The sequence below is a fragment of the Salinicola salarius genome, from assembly GCF_003206135.1.
GTDB lineage: Bacteria > Pseudomonadota > Gammaproteobacteria > Pseudomonadales > Halomonadaceae > Salinicola > Salinicola salarius.
Window position 1 is genome coordinate 95192 of record NZ_PZJT01000011.1, and the last position, 12991, is coordinate 108182.

General features: G+C 61.2%; 12 protein-coding genes. 5 read left to right on the forward strand and 7 right to left on the reverse strand.

Annotation, left to right across the window (positions count from 1 at the left end):
• The first annotated feature begins 133 nt into the window (after positions 1-133).
• The 4 genes from DOM32_RS11950 to DOM32_RS11965 all read left to right on the forward strand — a co-directional run bounded on the left by DOM32_RS11950 (position 134) and on the right by DOM32_RS11965 (position 5253).
• Positions 134-376, forward strand: coding sequence for a GlsB/YeaQ/YmgE family stress response membrane protein (locus DOM32_RS11950; RefSeq protein ID WP_071233199.1), 243 nt, complete (start codon positions 134-136; stop codon positions 374-376).
• Positions 377-534: 158 nt separating this feature from the next.
• On the forward strand, positions 535-1815 hold the full coding sequence (locus DOM32_RS11955; RefSeq protein WP_071233198.1) for an acyltransferase family protein: 1281 nt from the start codon (positions 535-537) through the stop codon (positions 1813-1815).
• 151 nt (positions 1816-1966) lie between these two features.
• A complete protein-coding gene (locus tag DOM32_RS11960) occupies positions 1967-4378 on the forward strand; it encodes a DUF1266 domain-containing protein (protein ID WP_244179905.1) in 2412 nt (803 codons plus the stop codon).
• 263 nt (positions 4379-4641) lie between these two features.
• A complete protein-coding gene (locus tag DOM32_RS11965) occupies positions 4642-5253 on the forward strand; it encodes a C40 family peptidase (protein ID WP_110634764.1) in 612 nt (203 codons plus the stop codon).
• 129 nt (positions 5254-5382) lie between these two features.
• Here the strand turns inward: DOM32_RS11965 and slyD are convergent, their stop codons facing one another.
• Positions 5383-5865: a peptidylprolyl isomerase gene (gene slyD, locus DOM32_RS11970; protein WP_071233268.1), complete on the reverse strand. Its 483-nt coding sequence runs from the start codon at positions 5863-5865 to the stop codon at positions 5383-5385.
• A 204-nt stretch (positions 5866-6069) separates the two neighbouring features.
• Here slyD and DOM32_RS11975 point away from each other — a divergent pair, with 204 nt between their 5' ends.
• Positions 6070-6357, forward strand: coding sequence for a hypothetical protein (locus DOM32_RS11975; RefSeq protein WP_071233195.1), 288 nt, complete (start codon positions 6070-6072; stop codon positions 6355-6357).
• A gap of 126 nt (positions 6358-6483) precedes the next feature.
• Here the strand turns inward: DOM32_RS11975 and DOM32_RS11980 are convergent, their stop codons facing one another.
• From DOM32_RS11980 to mnmA, 6 genes are all read right to left on the reverse strand, one after another.
• Positions 6484-7470: a lipid A deacylase LpxR family protein gene (locus DOM32_RS11980; protein ID WP_110634767.1), complete on the reverse strand. Its 987-nt coding sequence runs from the start codon at positions 7468-7470 to the stop codon at positions 6484-6486.
• 197 nt (positions 7471-7667) lie between these two features.
• Entirely contained in the window at positions 7668-8135 is a 468-nt protein-coding gene (locus DOM32_RS11985) for an outer membrane lipoprotein (RefSeq protein ID WP_071233193.1), read from the reverse strand.
• A gap of 162 nt (positions 8136-8297) precedes the next feature.
• A complete protein-coding gene (locus DOM32_RS11990; protein ID WP_110634770.1) occupies positions 8298-9476 on the reverse strand; it encodes a ribosomal protein uL16 3-hydroxylase in 1179 nt (392 codons plus the stop codon).
• A gap of 30 nt (positions 9477-9506) precedes the next feature.
• Positions 9507-10871, reverse strand: coding sequence for an adenylosuccinate lyase (gene purB, locus DOM32_RS11995; RefSeq protein WP_110634847.1), 1365 nt, complete (start codon positions 10869-10871; stop codon positions 9507-9509).
• Between the two features lie 67 nt (positions 10872-10938).
• Entirely contained in the window at positions 10939-11583 is a 645-nt protein-coding gene (hflD, locus tag DOM32_RS12000) for a high frequency lysogenization protein HflD (RefSeq protein WP_110634773.1), read from the reverse strand.
• On the reverse strand, positions 11580-12821 hold the full coding sequence (gene mnmA / locus DOM32_RS12005; protein ID WP_110634776.1) for a tRNA 2-thiouridine(34) synthase MnmA: 1242 nt from the start codon (positions 12819-12821) through the stop codon (positions 11580-11582). The genes hflD and mnmA overlap by 4 nt, the downstream gene beginning before the upstream one ends.
• Between the last annotated feature and the right edge of the window lie 170 nt (positions 12822-12991).

Here is a 12991-nt window from a genome sequence, read left to right on the forward strand (position 1 = left end):
AGCGGTTCCACACATGTGGGCCCGTTTTGGTCTCGAACTTCGAACAATTCGAGAATGCTGTCTATGCTTGGACTAGGCAATGAGAAGTTGCCCGATGAGCTGTTCATGCTGAAGGGAATCAAGGAGTAACACTATGGGCTTCATCCTGTGGCTGATTATTGGTGGCATTGCGGGCTGGATTGCTGGAAAAGTCATGCGAGGCGGTGGGTTCGGTATTCTCGGGAATATCGTCGTCGGCATCGTTGGTGCCGTGATCGGCGGCTTCCTGTTCAGTCTCCTGGGGCTATCGTCGAACGGGCTGATCGGGTCCCTGGTCGTGGCGACCATTGGTGCGATCATCCTGTTGTGGATCGTCGCCAAGGTGAAGAAAGCCTAGGCGGACTCCGTACCGTTGGGTCCAGGAGAGAAAGCCGCGCGTTGCGCGGCTTTCTTGGTTCTGGCTGACCGTCGCGCTCGCGGAAAGCAATTCAGGCCAAGTGTTTGCTGACAGGAATCGGGTACACTAGCGCCTTTGACGGACAGAGATCTGCAAGGATGCCCGATTCAACGACCGGCACGCGTAAAGAGCGCTTCATTGGGCTCGAATGGCTGCGCTTTCTGCTCGGCCTCTACATCGTCATTTTTCATACGCTTCACAACTATCCTTCCATTCGCGATTGGTCGCACTACGTGACCGATATCGGTTTCTTCTCGACCAGCGCCTTTTTCGTGCTATCCGGCTTTCTGTTGACGCACGTCTATCTCGATTCGTCATACCAGATGCGCGAGCCACCCAGAAGCTTCTGGCTCAAGCGCTTCTCGAATCTCTACCCGATCCACATCGGATCACTGCTTCTCGCCATGGCGGTATCGGCATTGGTCGGCTACCTGGCAATCGCACCGGGGGATAGCGATATCTCGCTGCGGTTCGTCGTGTATGACGTCAATAACGATATCGGCCAGCTCGACTGGAAGAGCCTGAACCACACCATGGGGCCGCTGGAAACCGGCATCAATCTGCTGCTCAATTTCACCTTGCTGCATGCCTGGAATCCGCTATATCTGACCTTCAATCCGCCGTCCTGGTCGATCTCGGCGTTGTTCTTCTTTTACCTGACGTTTCCCTGGCTGGCGCCTCGACTGCGCCGCGTTCTGCACCCGCGTCGCGCCATGCTGCTGGTCAATCTGATCTACTTGATTCCGCCTTTGTATGTCATTCTGACGACCGATTACGGCGTGCCCGAAACCGGCATCCTGCACCGCAACCCGCTGATTCGTCTGCCTGAGTTCGCCGCCGGCATCTTGCTTTGCACGTTCTATGCGCAACGCAAGGCGCAGGGGCGGCTGATGACGCTTCCCCAGTGCTGTCTGACGCTGTTGCTCGTTGCCGTCAGCGTGGTCGTCGCAGTGACGCTCCTGGGGCTGGGACATGCCTGGTACTACGCCCTGCATAATGGTCTGCTGCTGCCAGCGCAACTGGCGCTGATCTACGTCGCCGCGCATTGGGGGGAGCCTCGCAATCGCCGTCTGATGCGCTGGGCAACCCGACTGGGCGGTGCATCGTTGCCGATGTTCGCGCTGCATGTGCCGCTTTATGCCGTGTTCTCGCGAGTCGAGCGTGTGCTCTCCGGTGATCCGGGCTTGTGCTTGACGGATTTTCAGGGCTGTCTGGCGGCGGCGGGTGAGTTGCACCTCTGGCTGTACCCGTTGTTTCTCGTTCTGACCGTGCTCTTCTGCGTGCTGTTCCAGGAGCAGTTCGTGGTGCGCGTCAGGAAGTTCCTGTTACGCCACCTGCTCGGCGAGTCCCCGCGCTCTCATACCGAGAAGCTGAACTAGGTCTCTGTCATGTCGTCGTGCGCCATGCCATCGGCGCGCGAGCACCTTTCCGGTATCGAGCACCTTTCCGGTATACTGTGCCGCCGCATGCGCCCTGTCGGAATCCATTCGGCGTCCGGCGCAAGCCGTTTCTCGTAGCATGAGGTCTCTCTTGAGCGAACTTCTCGTCCCATGGTGGGCCCAGCAACTGACGCTTTGCGGTTGGCCCCTTGTCAGCGATCCTCGACTGGCACTCAGCGCCGAGCAGGCGTTCGAGCGCCTGACGTTGCTCGGGATCGATAGTCGGGACGAGTTTGCGTGGCGACTCTGGGAGAACGCGTCCGACACAGGCGAGCTTTCAATCGCACGGCTGGCCGCTCTGGAGTTGCTGGCGCTGGGAAGTACCGTGGGCTGGACCCATCCTCGAACGGATGAGGCTTGGCTGCTTGCCCTGGCGCGCGACATCGTGACCAGCATGCCGACGCTCAAGGCCTGGTTGCAGGCATTGACACATCTGGGTGACCCGGCGCTGGATATGGCGGGGCAAGCGCTAGTGGCCCGGGAACGGCAGCAGCGAGGCGTTTCCTGGCTCAAGGTTCGACACAGCCTGAAATCGATCGATGCGCCAGCTCCGCTTTGGCCCGCCGATCTGTGGCGAGCCAGAGCCGCCATCGCGCCGGTTCTTGCCTGGCCAATCCAGTGCTCCGCGGAAGAACAGCGGCAGCAACAGGCGTTGCTGTGTGAGCAGGGCGAGGTCCGCGGTCCGGATGAGCTCAAGTCCCTGTTGTTCTGGCTTGCGGGTCAGGGGCATCGCTACGGTTGGGAGATGGACGCGGTTCGACTCGCGCGCCAAGGGGCGGAATCTCGCGTCGAGTGGTTATCCGGATTGGGCGACCAGCAGGATTACGGCCGGGTGCTGTTGCGGTTTCTGGCCGAAGAGGAGCCGCTGGACTGGGCCGCGTGGGACTGGCTGCGGCTCGTCGATCAGGCTTACCTTGGCTACTGCGCTGGCTGGCTTTCTGCCTCGGAGGCCGAAGTGTTCGCGGCCCATGCCATCGATCTCCTGCAGCAGCGCTACACCGACTGGGAAGCGGTTGCGCGTGCCTATCAACGAGGGCGCAGCCTGTTCGAAGGTCGGGATTTGCGGGAGACGTTCGACAGCGATTGGAGTGGGCTGCTGGTCGCCAGCCGAAGCCCGTGGGAGACGCCTCTTTCCCGCATTCTGGAAGAGGAACAGCGCCACCTGGCGCGAGCGTTCATCCAGCGCCAGCGTGGAGAAGCCGACAGCTGGGTGCTGGCCATTGCGGCGATACGGGACCCGGATCTGATTCATCGGCGGCATCTCGATGAGCCGCTGGGGCAGGCTCGGATTCAGGATGCCGAGCGCTACCTCGAAGAAGTTCTCGGCCTACGCCGGGAAGAGGGAACCGCTGGGCTGGCGAGGTTCTGGATGCCTGCGCAGGCGCATCATCTCAATCAGCTGGCGGCGGACTCTCGCCATCGCGTTGGTCGAAAATCGTCTCAGAAGGCATCGCGGCGTCTGGCTGCCTGTGCCGATCATGCAGCGACGATCGCCATGGCGGAAAAGTATGCGTTCTATCTGGTGATGGCCGCCGATAGCGGTCGCTATCCGACTTCCGAGATCAAGGCGCTGGCCCAGTCGCTATGTGATGTGTTGAGTCGGTTTTATAGCGACCTCTTGCGCATGCTCTCGGCCTGGCATGCCTGGGAGACCGTCCTGAGTCAGGATGAAGCGCCTGACGAAGTCTCGCTGGCGGATGATATTGCCTGGCATCGGCATGATCCGGGGTCGCCGTTTCACTGGCTGACACCGTCGCGGTCACTGACCTGGCTCGAGCCAGGCGTGCGACCAACATTGACGCGCTTCACGGCGATATCGCTCGCTGGGCCGCTCAATGAAGCACTGTGGCAGGCGCCTCAGCCTCTGGCGCCACAGGATCGGCAGGCGTTGGGGGAGTGGATAGAGCACCAATATGCCTTGCAGGGTGCCTCCGGGCTCATCGACTTCCTGGATTTTCTGGTCGAAGCGGGTGACCGCCAGGATTACCAGGTCAATTATGCGCCCTACACGCTCAATCGGACTCGGCTCGAGGCGGAAATCGCGATTCTCGAGTCGGGAGAGTGTGCGGACGAGGAGCGAATTCATCTATTGCGTCTGAAGCACGTGCGGGACAATGCCTGCCATTGCAACGATCAGGACATGACCGCCTGGGATATCGCGCAGCTGGTGGATCTCGCCTTGGCGGGTAGGCAGCTCGATTGGCTCGACGAGGATCGGCTTTCCTACTATCTTGATGCCGCGATGCGCCTGGCAGGGCAGCATTACAGCAGTTGGCACGATTACGCCGAAGGGCTGTACAGCGGCTTCGGATTCTTCATGGACGACACGCCTGAACGCGAGGCCTTTCTGATGCGCTTTCGGGAGGCTCTCAACGCCTGGCTGGAAGCCAGGCCGCTGTTGGCCGGCGCCTGGGCGAGCCTCGATTTCCCCGGTAGCGCCATGACGCACTGGACATCGCTCCATGTCGATATCCTGCCGGGCGAGGCGCATCATCTGCATTGATGCCGTTCGTTGATCCGGAAGACTCGCCAAAGCGTTTTCAATGACATATGATCTCCGCTGTGCTACGCCCACTGGAAAGAGGGCGTGGCTTTTTTCTGTCCGATTGATCGATGATTCGAGCCGAATACAGGCCGTTTTGGCGGTGACACCTCGTCGAGGTGTGTCACCACCACAGCGACTCCATTTCGCCGGGCGACTCCTCACGAGTCGCCTATAGACAGGCGGTGCCCGTGACGGCTCACAGGCGAACGAGGTCGCGCTGAATGCTAAGACGCACAGCCATGGGGCTGGCACTGGTGATGGTCATGTCCGGTTGCTCGGCTCCTGTAAAACAACAACAGGTCAACGCGCAGTATTCACTTCCCCTGGTCAAATCCCCGACCGTTGCTGCCAGCGAAAACCGGAGTGTGGCACCTGTGCCTCGGACAATCCGGGACTTTCGTCTGCAGAATGTCTCTCCGGCAGTTATTCGCAAGGCGCTGCTGGACGAGCATGAGCGTTGGGTGGGAACACCTTACGTGCTCGGCGGGACGACGCGAAACGGTATCGATTGCTCCGCATTGATGCAGCACGTGTTCGTAGAAGCCTTCGCTCTCGAGCTGCCGCGTACGACAGAAGAGCAGGTACTGGAAGGGAGTCGAGTGGCGGAGAGTAGCCTCAAGGCGGGGGATCTGGTCTTTTTCCGGCCGCCGGGACCCTACAACCATGTCGGCGTCTACGTGGGCGATGGTTATTTCCTCCACGCCTCGTCATCTCAGGGCGTGAAATTGTCTCGTCTCGATAACGTCTACTGGAAGCGCTACTACTGGCAGGCGCGGCGCCCCGTCGAGCGCACGCAACTGGCCCAGCGGGTCATGCTGGCCAGCGAAGGTTGAGATCGGTCGTGAGTGTCGGCGTCTCGATCGAGCATTCCGCGAGCATTAAAAAGGGCAGCCATGAGGCTGCCCTTTTACGTGGTGGCGGTGACACCGATAGCGGATCCCGTTAGGCGGGATCCGACACGATCAATGCTGGTGACCACCTTCGCCATGGACATGACCATGGGATACTTCTTCTTCTGTCGCTTCGCGAACTTCGGCGATCTCGACATCGAAGTTCAGCTTTTCACCGGCCAGCGGATGATTGCCATCGACCGTCACGGTATCGCCTTCTACCTTGGTGACGGTGACCATCAGCGGGCCTTCCTGAGTCTGTGCCTGGAACTGCATGCCGGGCTCGACGTTATCGACACCCTGAAAGGCATCGCGCGGAACTTCCTGAACCAGTGCCGGCTGGACTTCGCCATAACCTTCGCTCGGTGCGACGGCGACCTGAAGCTTATCACCGCTGCCGTGACCCTCGAGTTCCTTCTCGAGGCCCGGAATGATGTTGCCCGCACCGTGAAGATAGGTCAGCGGCTCACGACCTTCGGAACTGTCCAGCACCTCTCCCGCATCATTGGTCAGTGTGTAGTGGAACGCGACCACGGAGTTCTGGGCAATCTGCATCTCGAAACCTTTGCGTTTGTGCATGTCTTTCCCATCCTAACGTGCCACGGCCTTTCTGTCAGGTCGCAATGACGTTGGATATTGGTCTAGCCGGCTCGATGCGGCCCTCGGACCGCCTCCATAGCAGTTGCGCCGTTTCATGGGTGTGGTTACCCTGATTCGAGGATAAACCACCGTGATCCTGCGGTTGAGGAGAAGTTCGTCATGACCGTTTTCGTCGTTTGGCTCATTGCCTTCGCCGTTTTGCTTTTTCTATTGCTCAAGGCTTGGGATGGTGCGCTTGGAGGGGCGGTCAAGCGCCGGCTGCCGGCACAGCTACAGGGAGATCCCGCCCAGGATCGCTGGATGATGGCGATCGCCCTGGCCGTGCTTGGGGCAACCTTCATCGTGAATCCCGTCTCCATGCTGTTGACGCTGATCCTGCTGGCAATCGGTCTCTGGGTGGGCAAGCGCGTCGTCTGCTGGGGAATGCGTAAAGCCAGATTGCACTGAATGGCCGCTGGCCTGTCATCCGGGCCAAGGTCATCATGTACGACGGGCGATGCTTGAAGCATCGCCCGTCGTGCGTTTGAGATGTAGATGCTTGAGATGCGCTTGCGGTGACGAGCACCGACGACGTTACAGCCAGGTCGACAGCGTGATCGAGCCAAACTGATCGCCGCTGTCCTGTGTTTCGAACTCGTGGGTACGCCAGACGGAGCTGTAGGTCAGCTGCCAGCGATTCCAGGAGAGCGCCAGGCCGGCCTGAGCATCGCCGACCCAGGGGCGTCGGTCGACGGAGTGACTGTCCTCGAACGTATTGCCGTCGAGCAGCATGTTATAGGCCATGAACCGACCTTCGACATTGGCAAAGACGTACCAGTTGAAGCCACTGTTGGCTTCGAAAAAGATCTGGCTGCCTTGGGCGGGTGCCACGGCCGGAACGCCGAAACTCTTGTTCAATCCTTGACCCAGGCGCAGCCCGAGCCCCGTTGCGGCATAGGTATAGAGATTGCCGGCCGCGAATCCGACCGAAGGGCCGTATTCGGCTTCCAGTGCGCCCAGTTGGCTTTGCTTCCACCAGGCGGTGTTGTAGGCCACGTTGACGAACGGCTCGTTATGAAGCTGATTGTGCCAGCCCTTGGGTTCATCGCTATTGATGAGATGGTGGAAATTCTGCTGTACGGTATGGCCGCCGGAGCCTGGTCCGACGAGGCCGACATCGAAATACAAGCCGCTGGTGTGACGCCATCCGACGAGCTGTTCGTCATCGAACAGGGAAAGTCCGGCATATAGGACGCCAGCATAGGGGCGGTCGTCTTCGATCAAACGTCTCTCGTCGATATCTTCGGGAGTATAGATCTGTTGTCCGAAACGATAAGCGGCTCCATCGAGCGAGGCTGCGCTCCAGCCGGGCAGGGCCTCGGCAAGAGCGCGAGTCCAGTGATCCCGGTCGGGTTTGAAAGACCAGTCGATCTCCAGCCCGTTGGTATAGTGGCCGTCGTCACCACTGGCAAAAATATCGTTTTCCGATTTCAGTGTCAGGATGCCATCAGCCCAAACCGAGCCGGATATTCCAGCCAGGGCGATGGCAAAGCCGGTTCTTGTCCACGTGAGTCCCTTCATGAATCGTATTATTCCCTTGAACGAATGTGACCTACACAACATACAACAGTGTAGGTAAAGCGTCGATAACCTTTGGAATTAATACTACGCTAACGAAAACGGCGCCCCAAGGGCGCCGTTGACGTCTGCTATAGACGGCTTTCTACACCGGACACGCTTTTAGCCGTCCTGGTTGCCTGGATCCGTCGTTGCTTGGATCAATAGGGGGCCACGCTCACGCTCGAGCCGCTGGCAACCAGCTTGACGCGCTGACCCACCTGCCAGTTGCGGTCGGCCTTCTGAACGACCACGACGTTCTGACCGCTGTCCTGACGAATTTCGAGCTCGTAACCGTCGACGCGGTCCGTCGCCTGCTGAATCTTGCTGCCGGCGACGGTCCCACCGATGGCGCCGGCGGCGGTCGCAATGGTACGCCCAGAGCCGCCACCGACCTGGTTGCCCAGCAGACCGCCGATCACGGCGCCGCCGAGGCTGCCGAGAACGCTTTCGCCGTTGCCGCCCTGGATCTGTACCGGACGAACCGACTGAATGGTGCCGTAGCTGACGGATTGTGCGGTACCCGCCTGATCGCCGCGGTAGACGTCACCTGAATACGTCGAGTTGTTGGTACAGCCAGCCAGGGCCAGCAGGCTCATGACCAGCGCGGGGGCGATGAGTCGTTTCATATCGATTCTCCTTAACATCCAGATTTGGCTTCGTGCCGGGTACACTGAATCAATACATTAAAACAGTGTTCTAAAATGCGTCCAGTACAGAATGTCTTCCACGACACTACGTCTCTCTACTCGGAGTGTAGGCATCGCTGCCACTGCCCCCGATGATCCTGATCACTGATCATCTTCCTCGGGTACGCTCAAGCTACCGCTATCGACGAGAGCGGCGAGCAGGGATTCGCTATCCGGAAACTCGAGTACCTTCGCGTCGAGGCGAGGGTTAGCCGACAGATACTGCGCCAGCTCGAGATCGCAGACGATGGCGTCTCCATCGGCGAACAGCGTGGCCCGGGCGTCATCCAGCCGGCGCCAGGCAAAGCGCGAGCCGAGGCTGTGGGTCAACTCGCTGCCGCTCTCCAGGGCGGCTCGAAGATCGTTCGGATCGCTTGGGGACTCGGGCGGGACCAACTGATCCAGGTACTTGGGCTGGGTCATGGCGCGACCGAACCATTGCGCCATCTGTTCCGGCCTGTCGATGGCATCCAGCAGCAAGGCGCGGACACGGGCGATCGCCTGATCGTCCAGTTCGCCGATGGCGGCCGGCGGCTGCAGATCGGAATCGCCATAGCGCCGACTGTCGCCGAGTTGCTCGCCGATATAGTCGGCAAACGAGGTCACGACCTCATCGCTGGAGGGCGCCCGGAAGCCGATCGAGAAGGTCAGGCAGTCGTCGGCGTCGCTGATGCCATGATGAGCGACGCCGGGGGGCAGATAGAGCATGTCGCCCGGCTCCAGCACCCAGTCCTGGTCGGCTTCGACGGTGAAGTCTTCCAGAATCCGCAGATCGATACCGGGAATCAGCCTGGCGTCGTTACCGGGCGTGCCGCCCAGTTGCCAGCGACGCCGGCCGCTGGCCTGCAGCAGGAAGACATCGTACTGATCGACGTGCGCGCCCACGCTGCCGCCAGGCGGGGCGTAGCTGACCATGATGTCGTCGAGGCGCCAGCGCGGTATGAAGTCGAACGCTTCCAGCAGCTCGGCGACTTCGGGCATATAGTGATCGACAGCCTGCACCAGCAGCGACCAGCCGCTGACCGGCAGGCGCGAGAAAGTCTCCTCGTCGAACGGGCCATGGCTGACCTGCCACGCCTTGTCGGGGCCATGCTCCTCGACCAGCCTGGCTTCGATGCCTTCCTCGCAGGCCAGGCCCGCCAGATCGTCCGGCTCCAGTGGCGAGACGAAGCCGGGCAGTGCGCCGCGGATCAGCAGCGGCGATTTCTGCCAGTGCTGGCTGAGAAACTGGGCGGGCGTGAGGCCGCCGAGCAGGGTGCGGGGCGAGTTGGCCGACGTCATATCGATCTCCAGTTGGGTATCGTTGAGGGCTTAAAGCGCTTTGGCCTGATCGATGGCGTTACCGATGTAGCTTGCCGGTGATAGCGCCTTGAGCTCGATCTTGACTTCGTCCGGCAGGGCGAGCGTGTCGATGAAGGCGGCAAAACCGGCCTGGTCGATGCGCTTGCCGCGGGTCAGTTCCTTGAGTTTCTCGTAGGGCTTTTCGATCCCGTAGCGGCGCATGACAGTCTGGATCGGCTCGGCCAGCACTTCCCAGCTCTGGTCCAGGTCGTCGTCGAGACGCTGCGGATTGGCCTCGAGCTTGCCGATACCCTTGAGCGAGGCTTCGTAGGCAATCAGCCCATAGGCCAGGCCGACGCCGAGATTGCGCAGCACGGTGGAGTCGGTCAGATCACGCTGCCAGCGGGAGATCGGCAACTTGCGGGCCAGGTGATCGAGCAGCGCGTTGGCCAGCCCCAGATTGCCTTCGGAGTTCTCGAAGTCGATCGGGTTGACTTTGTGCGGCATCGTGGAGGAGCCGATCTCCCCGGCAACGGTGCGTTGCTTGAAGTAGCCCAGCGAGATGTAGCCCCACACGTCGCGATCGAAGTCGATCAGGATGGTGTTGAAGCGGCTGATGGCATCGAACAGCTCCGCGATGTAGTCGTGGGGTTCGATCTGGGTGGTATAGGGGTTGAACGTGAGCCCGAGCGATTCGACGAACATGCGGGCGTTGTCGGCCCAGTCGATCTCCGGATAGGTCGCCAGGTGAGCGTTGTAGTTGCCCACGGCGCCGTTGATCTTGCCCAGCAGTTCCACCGACTCGATCTGCTTGAGCTGGCGCTGCAGGCGGTAGGCGACATTGGCCATCTCCTTGCCCAGCGTCGTGGGGCTGGCGGTCTGGCCATGGGTACGCGACAGCATCGGCTGTTCGGCATGCTCGTGCGCTAGCTTGGCGATGGCATCGTGAACCTGATGCATCGTCGGCAGCAGCGCGGCCAGGCCGTCGCGCATCATCAGGGCATAGGAAAGGTTGTTGATGTCCTCGCTGGTACACGCGAAGTGAACGAATTCGGTGATGGCGTGCAGCTCGGGCTGGTCGGCAATCGCTTCCTTGAGGAAGTACTCGACGGCCTTGACGTCGTGGTTGGTCGTGCGTTCGATGGTCTTGATGCGTTCGGCATCGGCGATGGAAAATTCCTTCACCAGCTTGTCCAGAAACGCCTGTGCCCCTGCGGAAAGTGGCGGCACTTCGGCGATACCGGGATGGGCCGCCAATCGTTCGAGCCAGCGCACCTCGACGGTGACGCGAGCCCGGATCAGGCCGAACTCGCTGAAATGTTCGCGTAGCGGCGCGGCTTTGGCTGCGTAGCGGCCATCGACGGGGGAGAGGGCGGTCAATGCGGAAAGTTCGATCATCTTGGGTTCCCGAAGGCTCGCACGAGCTCGAAGCTCGCGGTTAACGAATTCATGGGGCTCGACATCAGTGGGCGTCGAGCTCGCGCAGCGTGCGCCTGATGGCGCCGCGCTGGAAGATCAGACGCCAGCGGCGGCCGCCCTGCTGATGCCATAGCAGGGCGAAGCGCACGCCGGCGAGAAGGGCGGTGCGGATACGTTCCGGCATCATTCGGCTCTGCAGCAGGCTGGGCTCGCCCTGCACCACGATCCGGTAGCGAAAGGTGGAAAGCGTCTCCTGATACAGCTCGCCGAGACTGGCGATGACGTTCTCGTGCGTCTCGCCGAAATGTTCCGCCTGGCCCTGGATGCGGACGAGACGCTGGCCGAGGGTGCTCATCATGGCATCGTCCTTGCGCAGCCGTTGCATCAGCAACACCATCGAGAAGCCGTAGCGCATCACCGCCGGCTGGGCATGCTGGCGGGACATCACCGCGAGCAGGGTATCGATGCCCAGGCGCAGGTTGTTGTGATGGCCGCCGTAGATCGATTCGAAACTCGGCGGGTTGGTATCCAGCGTCGCGCGGAGCAGCGTGTTCCAGGCGCGTTCGTCGCACTGGCCGGTACGGGCGAGCTGATCGACCACGGAAGCCGCCTGAAAGACACCGGCCAGGGCCAGCGCCTGCCGGCCATTGCCGTCGAGCGGTGCCGATTGAATGGGCGTTGGATTCATGCCGAACGCTGGCTCCCCGTCGTTGCGGTAAGGTTGGTGTCGGGCCGCGCTGCGCCGGTCAATTCGGCGACGGCCGCCGTATCGGCGGTCTCGGTGGCGCGGATGACAGCGCCACCGAGACACACGTCGCCATCGTAGAGCACCAGCGATTGGCCGGGCGTGACCGCCCGCTGAGGCTCATCGAAGCGAACCTCGATCTCGCCATCGGCCAGCAGTGTCACCTCGCAGGCGACGTCCTGCTGGCGATAGCGGGTCTTTGCACTGAGACGCGACTTCGCCGGCGGTTCGCCCGCCACCCAGGCTGCCGGTTCGCAGTACACGACATCGCTGTAAAGCAGCGGATGTTCGCCCTGGACGACGATCAGGACGTTGCGCTCGAGATCCTTGGCGGCGACGAACCACGGTTCTTCACTGTGATCCTTGAGACCGCCGATACCCAGGCCGCGTCGCTGCCCCAGGGTGTAATACATCAGCCCCATGTGCTCGCCGACCAGATCGCCTTCCGGCGTCTCGATGCGGCCGGGCTGGGCGGGCAGGTACTGCTTGAGGAAGTCGCTGAAGCGGCGTTCACCAATGAAGCAGATGCCGGTGGAATCCTTCTTGCGCGCCGTGGCCAGGCCGTGACGTTCGGCCAGCGCCCTGACCTCGGGCTTTTCCAGTTCGCCTACGGGGAACAGCGTGCGCGCGATGGCATCGCCGGGAACGGCATGCAGGAAATAGCTCTGGTCCTTATTGCCATCGAGACCCTTGAGCAGTTGCGCCCGGCCATCGGCATCGTCGGCACCTCGGCGAACGTAGTGGCCGGTGGCGATCAGATCCGCGCCGAGCATCTCGGCGTAGTCGAGGAAGACCTTGAACTTGATTTCACGGTTGCAAAGGATATCCGGATTCGGCGTTCGGCCTGCCTGATACTCCGCCAGGAAGTGCTCGAAGACGTTATCCCAGTATTCGGCGGCGAAATTGGCCGTGTGCAGCTTGATGCCTAGCGTATCGCTGACCGCCTGGGCATCGGCCAGATCCGCCATCGCCGTACAGTACTCGGTGCCGTCGTCCTCGTCCCAGTTCTTCATGAACAGGCCTTCGACGTGATAGCCCTGCTGGATCAGCAGCAACGCAGTCACGGAGGAATCGACGCCCCCCGACATGCCGACGATGACCTTCTTGGCCTTCTTTTGGAGCGGCAAGTCGCCTGCGTTGGGTGAGCGCACGCTATCGCTGGGCAAGCTGTCAGTGGTCATGGCGATTCCCGAGGACAGGTGAAGGCGGGCGATGACATCGGATGCGTCGGCGGCTGGGCGCGACGACGAAACGGGCGCCGCCCTGAATAAATGACCCGGGATTATAGCCGAAAGCGGGTCTGGGCATCGAGCCTGACAGTATTCCCGCCACGCGAGCGGCCCTCGACCGC

Coding starts and splice junctions, on each gene's coding strand:
- DOM32_RS11950 (WP_071233199.1), top strand. CDS start 134: ATGGGCTTCATCCTGTGGCTGATTATTGGTGGCATTGCGGGCTGGATT.
- DOM32_RS11955 (WP_071233198.1), top strand. CDS start 535: ATGCCCGATTCAACGACCGGCACGCGTAAAGAGCGCTTCATTGGGCTC.
- DOM32_RS11965 (WP_110634764.1), top strand. CDS start 4,642: ATGCTAAGACGCACAGCCATGGGGCTGGCACTGGTGATGGTCATGTCC.
- slyD (WP_071233268.1), bottom strand. CDS start 5,865: ATGCAGATTGCCCAGAACTCCGTGGTCGCGTTCCACTACACACTGACC.
- DOM32_RS11975 (WP_071233195.1), top strand. CDS start 6,070: ATGACCGTTTTCGTCGTTTGGCTCATTGCCTTCGCCGTTTTGCTTTTT.
- DOM32_RS11980 (WP_110634767.1), bottom strand. CDS start 7,470: ATGAAGGGACTCACGTGGACAAGAACCGGCTTTGCCATCGCCCTGGCT.
- DOM32_RS11985 (WP_071233193.1), bottom strand. CDS start 8,135: ATGAAACGACTCATCGCCCCCGCGCTGGTCATGAGCCTGCTGGCCCTG.
- DOM32_RS11990 (WP_110634770.1), bottom strand. CDS start 9,476: ATGACGTCGGCCAACTCGCCCCGCACCCTGCTCGGCGGCCTCACGCCC.
- hflD (WP_110634773.1), bottom strand. CDS start 11,583: ATGAATCCAACGCCCATTCAATCGGCACCGCTCGACGGCAATGGCCGG.
- mnmA (WP_110634776.1), bottom strand. CDS start 12,821: ATGACCACTGACAGCTTGCCCAGCGATAGCGTGCGCTCACCCAACGCA.